Origin of the sequence: Corallococcus sp. EGB, from assembly GCF_019968905.1 — a bacterium.
Classification (GTDB): Bacteria; Myxococcota; Myxococcia; order Myxococcales; family Myxococcaceae; genus Corallococcus.
The window spans coordinates 7,815,284-7,834,384 of the sequence record NZ_CP079946.1; the positions used below are offsets into that span (position 1 = coordinate 7,815,284).

15 protein-coding genes are annotated in these 19,101 nt (G+C 71.3%); 8 read left to right on the forward strand and 7 right to left on the reverse strand.

Features of this window, described 5'->3' with window-relative positions:
* Window positions 1-29: 29 nt before the first annotated feature.
* On the reverse strand, window positions 30-1,427 hold the full coding sequence (locus tag KYK13_RS31705) for a M20/M25/M40 family metallo-hydrolase (protein ID WP_223637410.1): 1,398 nt from the start codon (window positions 1,425-1,427) through the stop codon (window positions 30-32).
* Between the two features lie 81 nt (window positions 1,428-1,508).
* On the opposite strand from KYK13_RS31705, the gene KYK13_RS31710 reads away from it, so the two are divergent.
* The 3 genes from KYK13_RS31710 to KYK13_RS31720 all read left to right on the forward strand — a co-directional run bounded on the left by KYK13_RS31710 (window position 1,509) and on the right by KYK13_RS31720 (window position 5,099).
* Window positions 1,509-1,883: a response regulator transcription factor gene (locus tag KYK13_RS31710; RefSeq protein ID WP_223637412.1), complete on the forward strand. Its 375-nt coding sequence runs from the start codon at window positions 1,509-1,511 to the stop codon at window positions 1,881-1,883.
* Between the two features lie 15 nt (window positions 1,884-1,898).
* Window positions 1,899-3,245, forward strand: a complete 1,347-nt coding sequence (locus KYK13_RS31715) for a TIGR02266 family protein (RefSeq protein WP_223637414.1) — start codon at window positions 1,899-1,901, stop codon at window positions 3,243-3,245.
* A 249-nt stretch (window positions 3,246-3,494) separates the two neighbouring features.
* On the forward strand, window positions 3,495-5,099 hold the full coding sequence (locus KYK13_RS31720; RefSeq protein WP_223637416.1) for an ATP-binding protein: 1,605 nt from the start codon (window positions 3,495-3,497) through the stop codon (window positions 5,097-5,099).
* Here the strand turns inward: KYK13_RS31720 and KYK13_RS31725 are convergent, their stop codons facing one another.
* Complete coding sequence (locus KYK13_RS31725) at window positions 5,100-6,236, reverse strand: class I SAM-dependent RNA methyltransferase (RefSeq protein ID WP_223637418.1); 1,137 nt, start codon at window positions 6,234-6,236, stop codon at window positions 5,100-5,102.
* A complete protein-coding gene (locus KYK13_RS31730; RefSeq protein WP_223637421.1) occupies window positions 6,233-8,824 on the reverse strand; it encodes a response regulator in 2,592 nt (863 codons plus the stop codon). Before KYK13_RS31730 ends, KYK13_RS31725 begins: the two co-directional genes overlap by 4 nt.
* Before the next feature lie 406 nt (window positions 8,825-9,230).
* On the opposite strand from KYK13_RS31730, the gene KYK13_RS31735 reads away from it, so the two are divergent.
* Together KYK13_RS31735 and KYK13_RS31740 are read left to right on the forward strand one after the other, a co-directional pair.
* A complete protein-coding gene (locus KYK13_RS31735; RefSeq protein WP_223637424.1) occupies window positions 9,231-10,238 on the forward strand; it encodes a fatty acid desaturase family protein in 1,008 nt (335 codons plus the stop codon).
* 390 nt (window positions 10,239-10,628) lie between these two features.
* Entirely contained in the window at window positions 10,629-12,515 is a 1,887-nt protein-coding gene (locus KYK13_RS31740) for a glycosyl hydrolase family 18 protein (protein ID WP_223637427.1), read from the forward strand.
* Window positions 12,516-12,600: 85 nt separating this feature from the next.
* Here KYK13_RS31740 and KYK13_RS31745 read toward each other — a convergent pair whose 3' ends face one another.
* Complete coding sequence (locus tag KYK13_RS31745; protein WP_223637429.1) at window positions 12,601-13,350, reverse strand: 1-acyl-sn-glycerol-3-phosphate acyltransferase; 750 nt, start codon at window positions 13,348-13,350, stop codon at window positions 12,601-12,603.
* Between the two features lie 243 nt (window positions 13,351-13,593).
* Here KYK13_RS31745 and KYK13_RS31750 point away from each other — a divergent pair, with 243 nt between their 5' ends.
* Window positions 13,594-14,487 carry an oxidoreductase gene (locus KYK13_RS31750; RefSeq protein WP_223637431.1) on the forward strand — a complete coding sequence of 298 codons (894 nt, stop codon included), beginning with the start codon at window positions 13,594-13,596 and terminating at the stop codon, window positions 14,485-14,487.
* 3 nt (window positions 14,488-14,490) lie between these two features.
* Here the strand turns inward: KYK13_RS31750 and KYK13_RS31755 are convergent, their stop codons facing one another.
* From KYK13_RS31755 to KYK13_RS39385, 3 genes are all read right to left on the reverse strand, one after another.
* Window positions 14,491-15,342 carry an alpha/beta fold hydrolase gene (locus tag KYK13_RS31755; protein ID WP_223637433.1) on the reverse strand — a complete coding sequence of 284 codons (852 nt, stop codon included), beginning with the start codon at window positions 15,340-15,342 and terminating at the stop codon, window positions 14,491-14,493.
* A 424-nt stretch (window positions 15,343-15,766) separates the two neighbouring features.
* On the reverse strand, window positions 15,767-16,570 hold the full coding sequence (locus tag KYK13_RS31760; protein ID WP_255654404.1) for an SAM-dependent methyltransferase: 804 nt from the start codon (window positions 16,568-16,570) through the stop codon (window positions 15,767-15,769).
* A gap of 113 nt (window positions 16,571-16,683) precedes the next feature.
* Window positions 16,684-17,244, reverse strand: a complete 561-nt coding sequence (locus tag KYK13_RS39385) for a NifU family protein (protein WP_370645198.1) — start codon at window positions 17,242-17,244, stop codon at window positions 16,684-16,686.
* Between the two features lie 143 nt (window positions 17,245-17,387).
* Here KYK13_RS39385 and KYK13_RS31775 point away from each other — a divergent pair, with 143 nt between their 5' ends.
* Window positions 17,388-17,828 carry a hypothetical protein gene (locus KYK13_RS31775; RefSeq protein WP_223637435.1) on the forward strand — a complete coding sequence of 147 codons (441 nt, stop codon included), beginning with the start codon at window positions 17,388-17,390 and terminating at the stop codon, window positions 17,826-17,828.
* A gap of 63 nt (window positions 17,829-17,891) precedes the next feature.
* Window positions 17,892-19,052, forward strand: coding sequence for a GNAT family N-acetyltransferase (locus tag KYK13_RS31780; protein WP_223637436.1), 1,161 nt, complete (start codon window positions 17,892-17,894; stop codon window positions 19,050-19,052).
* Window positions 19,053-19,101: the final 49 nt, after the last annotated feature.

The window sequence follows — 19,101 nt, forward strand, 5'->3', positions numbered from 1 at the left end:
CCCGACGCCCGTGGCCGTCCCCGCCCCGCTCAGCCGCGAGGCGTCAGCGACTTCGCCAGCTCCTCATAGAGGTGGATGGCGGAGCGGATGGCCTTCTCCCAGTCGCCCAGGTGCAGGCTCTCGTTCTCCGAGTGGGCATACGTGTACGGGTCCTCCACGCCGATGAGCAGCGCGGGCACGCCGCCCAGCTCCTTCGCGAACGGCTCCACGAACGGAATCGAGCCACCACACCCGATGGTGACCGGCTTCTTCGCGTAGCCCTTCTCCAGCGCGCGGAACGCCGCCTGGAACGCCGGGTGCGACGAGTCGGTGTACCACCACCCCGACGCCTGGTCCTCGCGGATCTCCAGCTCCAGGCCCCAGGGGCACACCTTCTTCAGGTGCGCCACCAGCCGGCGCTGCACGTCCTCCGGATCCATGTCCGGCACCACGCGGATCCCCACGCGCGCCCACGCGGACTCCACGACGATGTTGCGCGCGTCCTTGCGGCTGCTGGCCTGGATGGCGTTGATGGCCAGGCTCGGCTGACGCCAGTTCGTCTCCCAGGGATGCCGCCCACCGCCCAGCAGCTCCACGCCCTCGCGCAGGCCCGCCTGCCCGCGGAAGGTCGCCTCGTCTCCCGGCAGCGCCTGGATGCTCTCGCGCTCCGAGGCCGTCAGCGGCTTCACCTGCTCCGTCACGCCTTCAATCGCGATGGAGCCGTCCGCGTGCGTCAGCGACGCCAGCATCCGGCACAGCGCCATCGCCGGATCCGGAATGGGCCCGCCCCACATGCCCGAGTGCACCGCCTGGTGCAGCCCCCGCACCTCCACGTCCACCGTCACCAGCCCGCGCAGCGCCGTGGTGATGGACGGCAGGCCCGTGTCGAAGTTCGACGTGTCCGTCAACACGATGGCGTCCGCCGCCACCAGCTTCGCGTGCTTCTGGAGAAATGCACCCAGGTGGTCACTGCCGGCCTCCTCCTCGCCCTCGATGATGACCTTCACGTTGAGTGGGAGGTGTCCGGTGCTCTGGAGCCACGCGTCCACGGCGGAGGTGTGCACGACGATGCCGGCCTTGTCGTCCGCCGCGCCGCGGCCGTACAGGCGGCCGTCGCGCACCTGGGGCTCGAAGGGCGGGCTCTTCCACGCGCCTTCGTCTCCCGCGGGCTGCACGTCGTGGTGCGCGTAGAGCAGGAGCGTGGGCCGGCCCGGCGCCTTGAGCACCTCGCCATAGACATACGGATGCGCGCCCTCGATTTCGAGCAACTGGACGTTTTCAAAACCACGGTCCTTCAAGAGGGCCGCGGTGGCCTCGGCGCTCTTGCGCACGAGGCCGGCGTCGAAGCCGGGGAAGGACACACTGGGTATGCGTACGAGGGCCTTGAGGTCCTCCAGGTACGCGGCCTTGTGGGACTCGAAATGGGACAGCGCGGGGTCGGTGGACATGCCCACCCCTTAACCCAAAAGGCGAGCAGGCACTTGGGATGCGCGCGCCCAAACGTCGCGCGTCTTATGTATCCTGCCGCCATGCCTGGACTACCTACCCTGCTGCTGGTGGATGACGACAGTTTCGTGCGTCGCATCCTCAAGGACGTCATCGCGGACACGGGCATCGACCTGCGGCTTCTGGAGGCGGCGGACGGGGAGGAAGGGCTGGCGCTGGCGCAGAAGGAGCAGCCGGCGGTGATGTTCCTGGACCTCTTCATGCCGAAGAAGAGCGGGCTGGAGGTGCTGGGCGCCATCAAGAGTGTGTCGCCGGACACGCGCGTGCTGGTCATCAGCAGCATGGACGCGGAGCCGGTGGTGGAGCAGGCCATCGCCGCGGGGGCGATGGGCTTCGTGGGCAAACCCTTCCATCCCCTGGAGATTGCCAACGCCGTGCGACAGGCGCTCGCGTCCTGATTCCCCGAGGTTTCCGTGTCGTCATCCGCTGTCGGTTACTGGGTGGGAGATTCGCTCGGCCGCGTGCTGGGCCCCCTGCAACTGCAAGCCTTCCGCGACCTCATCGCGTCCGGTCGTCTGAAGACGGCCGTGCGCGCGTCGCGCGATGGGACCAACTGGGTCGCGCTCCAGGAACTCCCGGAGGTGCGCGACCTGTTCTCCACCGCGGCGCCCACGCCCTCCATCGAGAGCCAGCAGGCCGAGCGCCTGCGCAACCAGCTGCGAGGCCTGCTGCACCTGGCGCCGCATGACGTGTTCGGGCTCAAGCCGAACGCGTCGCTCGACGAGTTCCGGCTCGCCTTCTTCCGCATGGCGAAGCGCTTCTCGCCGGAGCACCTGTCGCCGGATTTGCATCCGGAGCTGCGCAAGGTCTCCACCGAGATCTTCGACTTCCTCTCGCGGCGGATCCGCGAGGCGGAGACGCTCTTCCTCCAGGGCGCGCTGCATCCGCCCGCGCCCCCGCCGCCCCGGCTGGACATGAGTGGCGCGCTGCCCGCCGCGCCGCTGCCGATGAGCGGCACCGCGCTGCCGGCGCGTCCGCCGCCGGGGGACGCGCCGCAGGCCGCGCGTCCCGCCGCCGCCTCCATTCCGCCCACGCCCGTGCCGGGCACCCTGACGCGGCCGGTGGCGCCCTCCATTCCGCCCACGCCCGTGCCGGGCTCACTCGCGCGTCCGGCCGCCGCGTCCATCCCTCCGACGCCCGCGCCGGGCTCGCTGGGCCGTCCGGTCGCGGCCTCCATTCCGCCCACGCCCGTGCCGGGCACCCTGACGCGTCCGGTGGCCGCCTCCATCCCACCGACGCCCGCGCCAGGCACGATGACGCGGCCCGTACCGCCCTCCGCGCCGGCCCGGCCTCCGCCGGTGATGACGCCCGTGGCGCGGCCCGTGACTCCGCCTGCTCCTGCCGCGGCCCCCACGCCGCCTCCGCCCGCGCCCGTCCGGCGCCCCATCGCCGCGCCCGCGCCCTCGTATTCGAGCGCCGAGTTCGTGGGCCTGGAGCGCCGGTCCGACGACCGGCTCCACGCGGACGTGAAGGTGTCGATGAAGAACACGGGCATCTTCACCGACCACCGGATCATCAACCTGTCGTCGGGCGGCCTGTTCATCGGCACGGACCGGCCGCTGCGGCTGGGAACGCAGGTGGAGCTGACCTTGCGCTTCGATGATCCGGAGCGGGTGATGACCCTGCGCAGCTCCGTCATCTGGGAGAACTCCCTGGACGACGGCAAGAACCCCCGGGGCTACGGACTGCGCCTGAGCGCGCTGCGCGCGGAGGAGCGGGAATTCATCCAGCAGTACGTCCGCCGCGCCAAGAAGCCCTGACTAGAACAACTGGCCCAGGAAGACCGCGCTCATCGCCACGAAGGCGACCCACACCGCCATGACGGACTTCAATTCCAGGTCCCTGCGGTCCAACTCGTTCGCGAAGTTCATGGTGTCTTCTCCGGTGCTCAACGCCTTCCCCCCTCCCTACGGAGCCCCCTCGCGGCGATTGCCTCCGGCCTCCCGCCCCTCTGGAGCAGAGGGGCACGCGGCCAGGGGAGCGGACGGGCGCGCGTGGAGGGGACGTCGATGAGCGGACCCGTTCCCGCCGCTTCGCTGGACGGCCTGCTGGCGACGCTGCCGGTGCCCCTGTTCGTGATTCGCGGCACCCAGCTGGTGTTCACCAACGCCGCGCTGCGGGCGCTCCTGGGGCTGCGCGAGGACGAGCTGCCGTCGCTCCTGGAGCTCTCCGCGCGCTTCGGGCCCGACGAGCGCGCGTGGGTGGAGCCCATCTGCGAAGCGCTGGCGCGAGGCGAGCTGCCCACGCCGGTGCAGCCCGCGTGGGTGCGCGTGCGCGGCACGGAGGGGCACCAGTACATGCTCTCCCCCGTCACGGGGCCGGGGCGCGTGCCGGAGGAGCAGGTCGTGCTGCTCCTGGACGCGGAGGGCGGGGACGCGGTGCGCCGGTTGTCCACCATGCTGGTGTCCACCGCGGCGGAGCTCTTGCGCTGCCGAGATGAGCGCGCGGTGCTGGAGCTGGCGGTGGACGCGGTGCACCAGCAGGGCTTCTACGTCTCCGTGATGCTGCTGGAGGGCGACTCCCTGCGCCACGGGCCCATGCGCCAGGAACCGGAGAGCCTGGCGGCGGCGGCGCGGTTGTACGGACAGGACGTGCACGAGGTGCGCTTCCACCGTTCCCTGATGCCGCACCTGGCGGAGGTGCTCACGAGCCGCCGCGCCGTGTTCCACCCGGACGCCTTCAGCATGGCGCGGCACCTGCACACGCCGGAGGTGGCGGACAGCATCCAGCGCATCTACCCGCCGGGCTCGCGCGCGCTGGACGCGCCCATCTTCGTGGGGGACGAGCCCTTCGGCGTGCTGGCGGTGCAGTCCACCACGCTGACGCCCGCGAACGCGGGAGCGCTGGAGTTGTTCGCGCAGCTCATCGGCGGCGCGCTGGAGAACGTGCGGCACCACCGCGCGGCGGAGGCGCGGCTCGCGGAGGTGTCGCGGCTGCAGAACGAGCTCATCGCCAGCGAGCGGCTGACGGTGCTGGGCGAGGCCGCGGGCGTCGTGGCCCACGAGGTGCGCAACCCCCTGGGGGCCATCCTCAACACGGTGGCGGTGCTCAAGCGCGAACCCCGCCTGGGGCCCGCGGGCGCCGCCGCGGTGGAGATGCTGGAGGAGGAGGCCATCCGGCTGGAGGACATCGTGCGCGACCTGCTGGACGCGGTGCGCCCGCTGGAGCCCCGGCCGCGCCCCGTGTCGCTGGGCGAGCTGGTGCACCGCGCGCTGGGACAGCTCCTCCACGGCCGCGAGGAGCTGCCCGCGCCCCGCGTGATTTTCGACGAAGCGCCGGACGTGCCGGACCTGTCCGGCGACGAGACGCTGTTGCAGCTGGCCGTCACGCACCTGATGCGCAACGCCATCCAGGCCTCGCCGGCCCGGGGCACGGTGCGCGTGGCGGTGCGCCGCGTGCCGGACGGCGTGTCACTGGTCGTCGAGGACGAGGGCCCGGGCATCGCGGGGTTGGATCCGCAGCGCGTCTTCGAGCCCTTCTTCCTCACCCGGGCCAACGGACGGGGCCTGGGCCTGGCCATCGTGCGGCGCGTGGTGCTCGCGCACGGAGGCAGGGTGCGCGCGGGCGCCCGGCCCGAGGGCGGCGCGCGCTTCGAGCTGGTCCTGCCGCTCTAGCTACCCGCCCGCCAGCAACAGCAGACAGCGCAGGCCGCCGTTCTTCACGGGGAGCCGCCGCGCGTCCTTCAGCCCCAGCGCCGCCACCAGCCTCGGCTCGTCCGGGACGATGAGCGCCTTGCGCCAGTCGCGGAACGCGCCGTTCAACGTCGCTCCCAGCGCGCGGTAGAGGTCCGGCAGGTCCTCCGCCTCCCCCACGCGCTTGCCATAGGGCGGGTTGGCCACCACCAGCCCGGGGCCCTCCGGCGGGGCCTTCAGCGTGCGCAGGTCGTGCCGCTCCAGCGTGAGCGTCACGCCCGCGCGCTTCGCGTTGCGCCGCGCAGTGCCCAGCGCGCCGGCGTTGAGGTCGTAGCCGCGCAGTGCCACGCGAGGCTCCGCCAGCGCTTCCCCCTCCGCCTCCGCGCGGCGGCGCTCCCAGGCGGCCTTGTCGAAGGACGGGAACGACTGGAACGCGAACGCGCGCAGGAGCCCCGGCGCGCGGCGCTGGGACATCCACGCGCCCTCCACCAGGAACGTGCCCGAGCCGCACATCGGATCCACCAGCGGCACGTCCCCCGCGTAGCCCGCGAGCCGGAGGATGCCCGAGGCCAGCGTCTCGCGCAGGGGCGCGCGCCCCACCTCCTGCCGGTAGCCGCGCTGGTGCAGCGGCTCCCCGGAGGTGTCCGCGCTCACCGTCCAGCGCTCGCCCTCCCCCCGCACCAGCAGCGTGAGCCCCGGCCCCGCGCCCTCTTCATCCAGGTGCCCGGTGCCCGCGACCTCGCGCGGGTTCCATGCCACGGCCGCGGACTCCAGCACCACGGCCGGCCCCGGGGCCACGGAGCGGTGCAGGCTCACCGACAGCCGCAGCGGCGCCTGGCCGTCCCAGACGCCTGACATGGGCAGCCGCTCCAGCCCCCGCACCAGCGCGTCCGCGGTGGGCGCCGTGAAGGAGCCCAGGCGCAGCAGCACGCGGCTCGCGGTGCGCAGGTGCAGGTTCGCCGTCTGGTGCAGGCCGGACGGGCCCTCGCACTCGATGCCGCCCTCCACGCGCCGGAAGGACAGCCCGCGCTCGCGCGCCTCCGCCTCCAGCGCGGGCTCCAGGCCCGGCAGGGTGGACACATAGAGGACTTCGCCCGTCCGGGCCTTCGCGTCCGTCACGTGGGCCGCGTCCGGGCGGCGGCGGTGGCTTCCTCTGCGGCCTGCTCCAACGCACGCTCCATCTGGTTCAGGTCATACGGCTTGGGCAGCAATACCACGCGCTCCAGCGCCTCGCCGTCCTCCCCGGCCACCGCGCGCGAGTCTCCCGAGGCGATGATGATGCGCAGGGCCGGGTAGCGCCGCGCGGCCTCGCGCGCCAGCACCCTGCCGGACTTGCCCGGCAGCGTCACGTCCGTGAAGAGCAGGTCGAAGGGCTCCTTCGCCAGCGCCTCGCCCGCCGCCTCCGCGCTCTCCACCGCGCGCACGGTGTGCCCCAGGTCCGCCATCAACTCGGACGCGGACTCGCGGATGTCCGCGTCGTCCTCCACCAGCAGGATGCGCAGCGTGCGGTTCTCCTTCGCCTCCTCGGGCGCGCGGTACGTCTTCGCCGCCAGCCGCTGCTCGCGTCCGCGCAACAGCGAGCGGATCTTCCGCGCCAGGTCCTCACGCCGGTACGGCTTGGACAGCAGGCTCACGCCCGGATCCAACCGGCCGCCGTGCACGATGGCGTTCTCCGTGTAACCGGACGTGAAGAGCACCTCGATGTCCGGCAGGTGCGCCTTCGCCAGCCGCGCCAGCTCCGGGCTGCGCACCGGCCCCGGCATCACCACGTCCGTGAAGAGCAGGTCCACCGGCAGGCCACTCTGGATGACCGCGAGCGCGCTCTGGCCGTCATGCGCCTTGAGCACGCGGTAGCCCAGCTCCGTGAGCACCTCCACCACCGTGGCCCGCACCGCCGCGTCGTCCTCCACCACGAGGATGGTCTCCGTGCCGCCCTCCACCTGCCCCGGCCCGCTCTCCGCCGGCTGCGCCGCCGCCTGGAAGGTGCGCGGCAGGTAGAGCTTGATGGACGTGCCGTGACCCAGCTCGCTGTAGATTTTGACGTGGCCGCCGGACTGCTTCACGAAGCCATACACCATGCTCAGCCCCAGGCCGGTGCCCCGGCCCTCCGGCTTGGTCGTGAAGAACGGCTCGAACGCGCGCTGCATCACCTCCGGCGTCATGCCGCAGCCCGTGTCGGAGATGGCCAGCAGCACGTACTGCCCCGCCGTCACCTCCGGGTGCAGCATCGCGTAGTGGTCATCCAGCATCGCGTTGCCCGCTTCGATGGTCAGCTTGCCCCGGCCGTCCATGGCATCGCGCGCGTTGATGGCCAGGTTGAGGATGACGTTCTCCAACTGGTTGCGGTCCACGGACGTGTTCCACAGCCCGCCCGCGATGACCGTCTCCACCTCCACGTCCTCGCCCAGCGCGCGGCGCAGGAGGTCGTCCATGTCGCGCACCAGCCGGCCCAGGTTGAGCGCCGTGGGCGCCAGCGGCTGCCGGCGCGCGAACGCGAGCAGCTGCGACGCAAGCCGCGCCCCGCGCTCCACCGCGCCCAGCGCCGTCTCCAGGCGCCGCCGCGCGCGCGAGTCCCCCACCGTGTCGCGCTCGAGCAATTGGAGATTCCCGCTCACCACCTGGAGCAGGTTGTTGAAGTCGTGCGCCACGCCGCCGGTGAGCTTGCCCACCGCCTCCATCTTCTGCGCCTGGAGCAGCGCGGCCTCCGCCTGCCGGCGCTCCGCCTCGCTCTCCTCCAGCGCCCGCGTGCGCTCGCGCACCAGCTCCTCCAGGTGCTCGCGGTGGCGCGCCAGCTCGTCCTCGGCCCGCTTCTGCGCCGTCATGTCGTGGCCCTGGACGAAGATGCCGGAGACGCGGCCATCCGCCTCCATCACCGGCTGGTAGATGAAGTCCACGAAGGCGTCCTCCAGCGGCCCGCCGGGCTCGCGCTGGACCTGCACGCGCATGCCGCGCCCGATGAAGGGCTCGCCGCTCGAGTACACCCCGTCCAGCAGCTCGAAGAAGCCCTGCCCGGCCACCTCCGGCAGGGCCTCCCGCACGGGCTTGCCCAACAGGTCCCGGTGGCCCACGAGCTGGTGATAGGCGCGGTTGGCCAGCTCGAACACGTGCTCGGGGCCCCGCAGTGAGCACATGAAGCCCGGGGCCTGTTCGAACATGCGGCGCAGGTGCCGGCGCTCATCGTCCAGCGCCAGGTTGGCCGCCTGCACCGCCTGGGCCCGCGCGAACACCCCGCCCATCAACTGCGTGCGGGGCACGCCCCCGTCCGGCGAGGACTCCACGTCGCGCACGGCCTGCTTGAGCTGCTGCAGCTCCGTCACGTCCATCGTGTGCTGGAGGATGAAGGCCACCTCGCCACGCCCATCCAACAGCGGCGTGTGCGTGGCGCTCCAATAGCGCTCCTCCATCACCACGCCGCCGTCCTTCTGCCGGGGCACCCGGTAGGGGATGAGCGCCAGCGTGTCCCGCGTCCGCTGCGTCAGCACCCGCTGGAGCGACTCGCGCAACATCCGGACGCTGGGATTGGCCGGGTCGTCCGGGTCGTGGGGGAAGGCCTCGAAGAGGGTGCGCCCGACCAGTTGCTCCAACTGGCTGGCCGTCACCCGCAGGTAGGCCGCGTTCGCCGTCACGAACCTCAGCTCCCGGTCCAGCAGCATGTAGGGATTGGGCGACAGCTCGAAGAGCGTCTGGAAGTCGAAGGGTTCCTGCATCCACTCACGGGGAGGTCCAGAAACCTCCCCGCCTTTCCTGGGGGGCCGCCGCGAGACGCGGAAAGGGGTTCGTGTCCAGTGTACGGACAACCCCTCCATCTCACCGGCCAAAAGGCCCGGACGTCCCATCTTCCGAGCGCCAGGCCTCCCCCAGGGCTGCCTTCTGGGCACCAGTCAACACCTCACCTCGACAGACACCCATTGGACCCGCCACGTCCGTCTGGACTGTAAGACTGAGCGGGTCTTTCAGACCTCTAAATTACTGTGATATGAGATTATTACCGCCAAGGCGGTGCAGTCCCACATGAACCGGGGTGTGCGGCAGGGGGTCGCCTTGGACGGGGGAGGAAAGGACCTCCCGGCCTTCCGCCAGCGCACTCGCTCCCGGCAGGAGGTCTGTCTCCAGATGCTCGCCGTTCCAGAAGCGTTGTCGCCGGATGACTCGGAAGCGGTCACCTCCCGTGTGTTTGACCGTCGTGCCCTGACGGCGACCGTCAGGCAGCTGTCGGTGGTGGCCAACGGGCGCGGCCTTTGGGCGGTCACACGCCAATGGCTCATCATCGCGGCGTCCGTGGCGTTCGTGGTGCAGGTGGACCGGTGGTGGGCGTGGGTGCTGGCCGCGGTGGTCATCTCCTCGCGGCAACACGCATTGCTGAGCCTGGTGCACGAGGCGTCGCACTACCACCTGAGCACGAACCGCAAGGTCAACGACGTGCTGGCGGACCTCCTCTGCGCGTTCCCCATGAACATCACCACGGAGGGCTACCGCAAGGAGCACGCGGAGCATCACCGCTACGTCAACACGCCCAGGGACCCGTACTGGCGCACGGCGCAGCGCGACCCCGCGTGGATGTTCCCGCGCACGCGCTGGGGCATGGCGCGGGTGCTCCTGGGGGACCTGGTGGGCATCTTCACGCTGTCCCACGTGCGCATCATGATTCCCTGGTCCTATACGGGCCGCTCCCTGGGCAAGGGAGGCCCGCCGCCGTCCCGCGCGGAGCACCTCCGCTACGCGCTGTGGCTGGTCGGCCTCATCACCTTCCTCACGCTCGCGGGCGGCTGGCTCCACTACCTGCTGCTGTGGTCCATCCCGTCGCTGACGCTGATGATGGTGGCGTTCCGCATCCGCGCCGTGGTGGAGCACCCCTTCACCCCGGCCACCCCGGACGAGACGCACGAGACGCGGGACGTGGAGGCGGCCACCTGGTTCGAGCGCTTCTTCATCGCGCCCTTCAACGCCAGCTACCACCTGTCCCATCACCTCTTCCCGTCCGTGCCCTACTACCACCTGCCCGCGCTGCATCAGCAGCTCAAGCAGACGGACCTCTACCGCCCCGGGGAGAACCACTTCCAGACGTACCTGGGCGGGGACAAGAGCGCGTGGAGCTTCCTCACGTCCCTGGGCAGGAGCTGAGGCTGGCTTCAATCCCTGTGAAGCATTGAAGCCGCGCACATCGCAGCACGACCGCCTTTCCCCTGGAGGCGCCCCCGTGGCGCCTCCAGGCGCGGAGGGCGCCCGCCCGTCCAGGCCGTCACCAGGCATCTTCCGCTCTGAAGCCAGACGCCCGCCGCGTCGCTGGCACAGCGGCCTGGCGTCCTCGCGACGTGCCGAAAGACCCCACCCCATGCCTTGAAGGCAGACGAGGAATCGCGGTGTCTCTTCGCCTGCGATTCGCCAGGTCCCCCTTGCACGCCCGCCAATCCCGGCGTGGCGACAGGGCGACCGGAGGACCTCTGCCACGCGCCGCGAGCAGAGGAGATGGCACCTCCGGCCTGCCCTCTTCACCTGGCCGCAGGAGTGACCTTGAAAAGGCAGCTCATGGGGTTCCTCGTGGCGTTGGCAGCGGTGCACGCCGGCTGCGATGGCGCGCCAGACTTCACCTCCACGGCCGGCGACGACGACGCGCTGGGGACGTCCGGGGACGCGCTCGCGAGCGCGTCCCCGCTGTATGACGATGCGCTCGGCTCGGGCTGGCAGGACTGGTCCTGGGCGACGCACAGCCTCACCGCGACGACTCCCGTGTACGCGGGCACGCGCTCCATCTCCGCGACGTTCGGCCCCTGGACGGGCCTGTACTTCCACCACGCGGGCGTGCCCACCACCGGGTACGGCTTCGTGGAGCTGCAGGTGAACCCGGGCGCGACGACGAACCCCGCGCTCGCCCTCTACGCGAGCGTGGGCGGCGTGGCGAAGCCGCCCGTGGCGCTCAACTCCACCTGCGCGGGCGGCACGCTGAAGGCCAATACGTGGACGCTCTGCCGCATGCCGCTGGCCCATCTGGGCGCGGCGAACACCTCCCTGGATGGCCTGGTGGTGATGGAGAACGCGGGCCGCTCGCTGCCGGTGCTGTACCTCGACAACGTGCGCCTGGCGGCGGGCACCACCGGCGTGAGCGTCAGCGTCACCCCCACCGCCGCCACGCTGCCCCTGGGCGGCGTGCAGACCTTCACCGCGACGGTGACGGGCAGCAGCAACACGGCCGTGACGTGGAGCGTCCTCGAAGGCTCCACCGGCGGCACCATCACCTCCAGCGGCACGTACACCGCGCCGCGCACGGCGGGCACGTACCACGTGGTGGCCACGAGCAGCGCGGACGCGACGAAGAAGGCCACGGCGGACGCGGGGGTGACGGGCCCGGTGGGCAACACCAACAAGTGGGTGTCCGGCTACTACACGGGCTGGAACGCGGATGACTACCCGCCGGAGAAGGTGGACTTCAGCGCGATGACGCACATCATCGTGGGCCGCGTGACGCCGAACACGGACGGCACGGTGGACGCCCACTTCGACAACTCGAACGGCTCCGCGATGGCGAAGACGCTCTCCACGCGCGCGCACGCCGCGGGGCGCAAGGCCCTCATCATGGTGGGCGGCGCGGGCGAGCACGACAACTGGGTGGGCGCGGCCTCTTCCGCGAACCGCGAGAGGTTCGTCCAGAGCCTGCTCAAGGCGATGGATGACCACGGCTATGACGGGCTCGACATCGACTGGGAGCCGGTGGAGGAGGCGGACAAGCCGGACCTGCTCGCGCTGGTGCAGCGGCTGCGTCAGGCGCGGCCCGGCATGCTGCTCACCTTCCCCATTGGCTGGGTGAACAACAACTTCGCCTCGGACGCGTCGCTCAAGTGGTACCCGCAGCTGGCCCAGTCCCTGGACCAGGTGAACGTGATGTCCTACGAGATGATTGGTGTCTGGGACGGCTGGGATTCGTGGTTCACGTCCGCGCTCAAGGGCGAGTCCGGCACCCACCCGACGTCCGTCGAATCCAGCCTCAAGGCCTGGGTGAACGCGGGCATCCCCAAGGAGAAGCTGGGCATGGGCATCCCGTTCTACGGCCTCGCGTGGCGCCACATCACCGGCCCGCGCCAGCCCTTCACCAATTGGTCCGACTACGTGGGCGGCGACAACTCCTTCACGTACAAGAAGATCCTGGCGCTCTCCAAGACGGGCACGCTCCAGTGGGACGCGGCGGCGCAGGCCAACTACGTCACGTTCAGCACGCCGGTGGAGGACGGCACGGTGCGCTGGATCACCTATGACGGCCCGGAGGCCATCCAGGCCAAGGGCCAGTACGCCAAGGCGAACGGCTACGGCGGCACCATCATCTGGACCATCAACCAGGGCTGCACCGACCCCGCGACGGGCGCCAATCCGCTGCTCACGGAAGTGAAGAAGGCGTTCCTCCAGTAGCCGGGAGTGGCTTGAAGACAGACGGCCGCGAGGGCACCCGCCCGCGCGGCCGCTTCTTCCTGTCGCGGCTTCCTCGCGCGCTCGCCTACGCGGAAGGCGGCACGGCGGAGGAAGGCGCGGTGGGGGCCACCGGCTCCGGGCCGCCGGCGTAGACGCCCTGGTACCGAGGCGGCAGCAGCATGGCCACCCGGCGCATCATCGCGTCCACCAACGCCTGGCGGGTATCGGAGGCGCCGGCCACCTCCGGCTCCAGGTCCTCCATGCGGAAGGCGGGCCCGAAGGTCACGGTGACGTCGGCGTGGTAGAGCCGCTCGCCGCCCATGTCCGCGTCGTTGATGGGCATGAGCTTCTCCGTGCCCGTCAGCGCCACCGGCACGATGGGCACGCCCGCTCGCTTGGCGATGAGCCCCACGCCCTTCTTCCCCTGGATCATCCCTCCGGTGCGGCTGCGGCCCCCCTCCGGGAAGATGAGGACGGACTGGCCGCCCTTGAGCAGCTCCACGCAGCGGCGCAGCGCTTCGATGTCCGGCGAGTTGGGCGTGATGTCGATGGTGTCCATCGTCTCCGCCGCCAGCCGGGTCATCACGGTGCCGTGCAGCTTCACGCCGGCCAGGAAGACGACGCGCCGGGGACGCAGCGCCCGGTAGAGCGTGAAGCCGTCCGCGTTGGACAGGTGGTTGCAGATGAAGAGGCAGGGGCCGGCCGGCAGGTCCTTCACGCCGTACACCTTCGCGTGGGACAGCCGGCCCCACACGGCATGCATCAGCCCGCGCACGACGTAGCGGCGCGGATTCCGAGGGAGCAGCGACATCAGGGCGAAGAGAAGTCGAAGCACGGGCCGGCCCACGTCCTTTCTGGATGCCCCTGGAGCCTAGGGGGAGTGATGGCTGGACGTCCTTCCCGAAGATGTAGTCCTGCCCAGTGGGGTGGGTCAGCAGTCCTCGGGGGGCGCTGGACTGCCCGCTCGCCCTTCCGTCGTCCAGCCAACGAAGGCCAGCCCCGGGTGCTGGAGGTGGGACGCGCGGCCTGAGCGGCGCCGGGCCACACCACCTCACACCCCGCGTGTTATGGGAGGCCCATGAGCGCTGAGGCCACGCCCTCCCGAACGAAGCGGCCCGTCGAGTACGAGGCCACCGTCCTCGACGTGCGGATGGAGACCCACGACACGGCGACCCTGCGGCTGGAGCTGGACGCGGGGGCGGGGCCGCTCGACTACAAGGCAGGCCAGTTCCTGAACATCGACCCGCATCAGTTCCGGGCGCTCGCGCAGCAGTGCGCGTACCTGCAGGAGCAGAAGGGGCGCAAGGAGTCGCCGCGCTCGTACTCACTCGCCTCCGCGCCGCACGAGCGGCACGTGGCCATCACGGTGAAGGACGAGGAGTTCATCCCGGGCGTCACGCGCTATCCGCCGCTGCTGTCGCCGCTGCTGGTGCACGGCCGGCTGGTGGGCGCGAAGCTGAAGGTGACGGGCTTCATGGGGCCGTACGTCCTGCCGGACGACGTCACGGAGCGGGCGGACCACATCCTCCACGTGGTGGCGGGCTCCGGCGCGGTGCCGAACTTCGCCATCGTGAAGGACGCGCTGCACCGCGGGTTGAAGCTGCGGCACACGTTCCTCGCGTCCAACAAGACCTGGGCGGACATCCTCTACCGCGAGGAGCTGGCCGCGCTGGAGCAGGCCGCGCCGGACCGCGTGCGGTTGGTGCACACGCTCACGCGCGAGACGGATGAGACGAAGTACGGCCCGCGGGTGCGCAAGGGCCGCGTCGGGGAGGCGCTCTTGCGCGAGCTGGTCCCGAACCCCGACACCTGCCTCGTGTACGTGTGCGGGCCCGCCATCACCCCGTGGGACCGGCGCAAGGCGCTGGAGACGCGCACGCCCGCCACGCCGCGCTTCATGGAGGCGGTGCTGGGCCACCTGCACGAGCTGGGCATCCCGGACAAGCGCATCAAGCGCGAGGCCTACGGCTGACGCTCAGTGCGCGGGCACGTCCACGGGCGGAAGCTCGTCGAGGAACGTCAGCACGCGCTCGGCCGTCTCGCGCGGCATCTCCATGGGGAACAGGTGGGAGGCGAGCGGCAGCGTGTCCACCCGCGCGCGCTTCATCTCCCTCTCCGCCCGGGCCAGCGCGTCCGGCAGCAGCGTGTCGGAGCGCTCGCCGCGCAGCACCAGCGTGGGCGTCGCGTTGGCGCGGATGAGCGACCACGGGTCCGAGGGGAAGGTCTCGAAGATGCGGGCCTCCCACTCGCGCGGGAAGCGCAAGCGGAAGTCGCCCTGCTCCGTGGGCACCAGCCCGTGCGTGATGTAGTCGTTGAAGCAGTCCGCGTCCCAGTCCCGGAACAGCTTGCGCTGCCGGTACGCCGTGGCCGCCTCCTCGCGCGTCGTCCACCGGTCCCGCCGCCGCAGCGCGCCGCGCACCATGGGCGCGCGGTCCATGCGGCCCAGGAGCTTCATCAGGCGCAGCGCCCACAGCCGCGAGCCGGTGACGAGCACGGGGTCCAGCGCCACCACCGCGCGGAACAGCCCCGGGTTCGCGGCCGCCGCCATCAGCGTGCTCGTGCCGCCCACGCTGTGCCCCACGCCCAGCACGCCGGAGCGCCCCCGCGCCTTCAGTTCGCGCGCGAGGTCCTCGCCCAATTGCTTCCAGGTCGTCAGCGCCTTCGGGTCCTCCTCCGGCATCAGCGGCCGCGTGCGCAGCGACACCACGTGGTAGCGCGTCGCGAGCCGCGTGAAGAGCTTCCGGTACGTCTCCGGGGGAAAACCGTTCGCGCAGGCGAAGTGCAGGAGCGGGCCGCTCCCACCCCAGTCATCCAGCTCCAAGGCCATGTCCCTTCCCATCACGACACCCCCACCGCGTCATGGCGGAGGGGCTCCACCGCTCGTCCCATTCGCATCCGGTGCCCTCACGACCGCTGGGCCGGCCCCACCCCGGGACGAGACTGCGTACCCCGACATTCAGACACCGCGAACGCCGCCCTGGGTCCTGCCGCCGAGCCCGACCTCTGGCATCGAGCCATCCTGACCGGCCCCTCTGACGTGCCCACGTCCTCCGACATGCTCCGTGGCATTTCGCCAGGGAACCCGGCCGTCTGGAGTGTCAGCCCGTGCGCAGCGCCAGGACGGCGGGCATGTAACGCCTGCCCGTCCGCCTCGCACGGGCAGGCAGGCGGCCATCCCGGGAGGGTGACACACGCCCCCCTCCCGTGAGGTCACCTGCCTGGCCCTACGATTCAGGTCGGGTCCGCTTGCGTCAGGGTTCCGGCGGCGCCACGGACGCCGCGTCCGGCCCGGGCTCCGACGCCGGCGGGGGCTCCGCCTCCACGTCCGCGCCAGCCCCCGCGGGCGTGACGCCCAACAGCCGCGTCAGCCGGGGCTGCACGCCCGTCTCCGCCAGCAGCGCCTGGAGCTGCAGCCGCGCGCGCCGGTTGTCCCGGTGCACCCGCCGCCCGAGGATGAGCTCGTTCTTCAACGAGTGCTCCCACCCGGTCAGCTCCGTCACCGTCACCTGGTAGCCGAACGCCTCCAGCGTCAGCGCGCGGATGACGTTGGTCAGGTGCGAGCCGAACTCGCGCCGGTGCCACGGGTGCTGGAAGAGCAGCGCCATGGCTCCGGCCTGCTTCGCCTTCTTCTCCTTGAGCTGCGCGGCCACCTCCGCCTGGCAGCACGGCACCACCGCCACGTGGTCCGCGCCGTGGCGGATGGCCGCCACCAGCGCGTCGTCCGTGGCCGTGTCGCACGCGTGCAGCGCCATCAGCAGGTGGATGCGCTCCGGGTATTGTGCCGCGTCGATGTGCGCCGTCTGGAAGCGCATCCGGTCGAAGTGCAGCCGCTCGGCGCGCCCCTTCGCGCGCTCCGTCAGGTCCGGCCGCCCCTCGATGGACAGGAGCTCGCCGCCCGCCGCGTCCTTGAGGAACAGCTCGTAGACGACGAAGCCCAGGTACGCGTTGCCGCTGCCCGCGTCCACCACCACGGGGTTGGCGTGGCGCGATTGCACGTCCTCCATCGCGGGGCGAAGCAGGCCCACCAGGTGGTTCACCTGCTTGAGCTTGCGCAGCGCGTCCGCGTTGAGGTTCCCGTCGCGCGTGAGCAGGTGCAGCTCACGCAGGAGCGCTTGGGACTGGTCCGGCAGCAGCTCCTTGCGGACCTGCGGCGCTTTGACGTTCCGCCTCAGACGGACACCACTTCGGTGACCTCCGGGATCATCTCCCGGAGACGGCCCTCGATGCCCATCTTCAGCGTCGCCGTGGACGACGGGCAGCCCGCGCACGAACCCTTCATGTGCAGGTACACGATGCCGTCCTCGAAGCGGTCCAGCGTGATGTCACCGCCGTCCTGCGCCACGGCCGGGCGGATCTCCTCGTCCAGGATGACCTGGATGCGCTGCTCCACCGTGCCGTCCGACGCCGTGGCCTGACGCGCCGCCTGGATGGCCGCCTCGTCCACCACCGGCAGGTTCTCCGACAGGTGCGTGTCCAGCGTGGACATCACGGAGTCGTTGAGCTCGTCCCACTCGCCCGACTCGCCCTTGGTCACCGTGACGAAGTTCGTGCCCAGCATCACCGCGGTCACGCCCGTGATGTCCATCAGCCTGAGCGCCAGCGGCGACTTCGCCTGCGCGTCGTCGCGGCTGGTGAAGTTCACCGCGCCACCGGCCAGCAGCTTGCGGTCCACCACGTACTTCAGCGTGCTGGGGTTGGGGGTCCACTCGAGCTGGATGTTCACTGACATGCTGTTCTCCCTACGAAAGTCCGCTTCCTCTAAAGGGCGCCGGGCCCCATAGCAACCAGTCCGGCCGTCAGGCAAACGCCCCGCACGGCGGATTCACTCCGGATGGAGCCGACGCCCGTCATCGATGTATGACACAAGGTCCCATGTCCTTCCCGCCGCGCCTCGCCCACCTCGCCACCAGGGCCGTGGTGGTGGCCAGGCTGAGCCCCACCTACGCGGCCGCCCACCACGTGGACGCCGAGGAGGCCTCCCTGCGCCTCGCCACCGCCCTCAAGGGTCCGCTGCTGACCTCCCTTCTGGAGGCCACCTGGACGCAGATGCTCGGGCGCACGAAACGTCTCAAGGAAGAAGGCCTCCTGGAGAAGGTGGCCACCACCCTGGGCGAGCGGCCCCTGCGGCCGGGCAAGGTCGCTCCCCTGACACCCGGGTGGAGCGCCTTCCTCATCCTGGTGGACCTGGAGGTGGGCACCGCCGGCGACGCCGCCCGCCGCGTCATGGAGTCGGACGAGGGTCGCAAGCGGGCCGCCGCGGGGCTGACAGAGGTCGCGGGCTTCCTGGCCCAGGAGCTCACGCGCGGGAAGTAGCACGTCCGGCCAGTCGTGGCGGCAGCCGCCACCCGCCGTTATAGGCTGGCGCTCGCCACGTCCATGTCCGTCCCGCTCCCCACCACGCTGCGCCTGCTCACCTCCATCACCGACGTTCCCGCGCCGGCCTGGGACGCGCTCGTGGACCCGGAGTCGGTGCCGTTCCTGGAGTGGGGCTTCCTCGCCGCCCTGGAGGAGAGCGGCAGCGTGGTGCCCGAGCGCGGCTGGCAGCCGCGCCACCTCACCGTGTGGCGGGGCTCGCGCCTCGTCGCCGCGGCGCCCGCGTACCTCAAGAACGACAGCCGCGGCGAGTTCGTCTTCGACGCCGCCTGGGCCACCGCCGCCGAGCGCGCGGGCCTGCGCTACTACCCCAAGCTCGTGCTGGGCGTGCCCTTCACGCCCGCCACCGGCCGCCGCGTGCTGGTGGCTCCTGGCGAGGACGCCCCCTCCCGCGAGGCGGAGCTCTACAGCGCCGCGCTGGAGTTCGCGCGCGCCGAGGGGCTCTCCAGCGTCCACGTCCTCTTCCCCACGGCGGAGGAGCTGCCGGTGCTGGAGGCGCAGGGCTATGCGTTGCGCCTGGGCGTCCAATACCTGTGGCGCAACGCGGGCTACCGGACGTTCGATGACTTCCTCGCCCGCTTCCGCGCCAAGCGGCGGCACCAGATCCAGCGCGAGCGGCGCGCGATGGACGCCCGGGGCATCACCCTGCGCACCCTGCGGGGCGACGCCCTGGAGGAGGTGGACGCGGCCTGGGCCCACCGGCTCCATGTGTCCACGGTGGACCGCTACCCATGGGGCGCGCGCTCGCTGACCGAGGACTTCTTCGCCCGCCTGCTCGCCGGCTTCCGGCACCGCTGCGAGTTCGTGGAGGCCCGGCGGGAAGGCCGCAGGGTGGCTGGCGCGTTCAACTTCACCGGGCCGCGCACGCTGTACGGCCGTTATTGGGGAGCGCTGGAGGAACAACCGTTCCTGCACTTCAACGTGTGCCTCTACCATCCGGTGGAGGACTGCATCGCCCGGGGCCGCGAGCGCTTCGAGCCCGGCGCCGGCGGCGAGCACAAGCTCACCCGGGGTTTCGAGCCGCACCTCACGTACAGTGCGCACCTGTTCCTCCACCCCGGCCTGGACCGGGCGGTGCGCGGCTTCCTGGCGCACGAGCGGGCAGCCGTCGAAAGCGGCATGCCCCTGTGGTGGGCGGAGACGGGTTTCAAGGAGCGGGTCTGAGCATCTTCAGGCAGGCCCGCCAACGGGAAAGCGAAGCGAAGGCAAGGGA

Bases quoted from the DNA above. Each gene is read 5' to 3' on its own strand.
- KYK13_RS31780 (WP_223637436.1), top strand. From the start codon at position 17,892: ATGTCCGTCCCGCTCCCCACCACGCTGCGCCTGCTCACCTCCATCACC.
- KYK13_RS31755 (WP_223637433.1), bottom strand. From the start codon at position 15,342: ATGGCCTTGGAGCTGGATGACTGGGGTGGGAGCGGCCCGCTCCTGCAC.
- KYK13_RS31775 (WP_223637435.1), top strand. From the start codon at position 17,388: ATGTCCTTCCCGCCGCGCCTCGCCCACCTCGCCACCAGGGCCGTGGTG.
- KYK13_RS31720 (WP_223637416.1), top strand. From the start codon at position 3,495: ATGAGCGGACCCGTTCCCGCCGCTTCGCTGGACGGCCTGCTGGCGACG.
- KYK13_RS31710 (WP_223637412.1), top strand. From the start codon at position 1,509: ATGCCTGGACTACCTACCCTGCTGCTGGTGGATGACGACAGTTTCGTG.
- KYK13_RS31750 (WP_223637431.1), top strand. From the start codon at position 13,594: ATGAGCGCTGAGGCCACGCCCTCCCGAACGAAGCGGCCCGTCGAGTAC.
- KYK13_RS39385 (WP_370645198.1), bottom strand. From the start codon at position 17,244: ATGTCAGTGAACATCCAGCTCGAGTGGACCCCCAACCCCAGCACGCTG.
- KYK13_RS31735 (WP_223637424.1), top strand. From the start codon at position 9,231: ATGCTCGCCGTTCCAGAAGCGTTGTCGCCGGATGACTCGGAAGCGGTC.
- KYK13_RS31705 (WP_223637410.1), bottom strand. From the start codon at position 1,427: ATGTCCACCGACCCCGCGCTGTCCCATTTCGAGTCCCACAAGGCCGCG.
- KYK13_RS31730 (WP_223637421.1), bottom strand. From the start codon at position 8,824: ATGCAGGAACCCTTCGACTTCCAGACGCTCTTCGAGCTGTCGCCCAAT.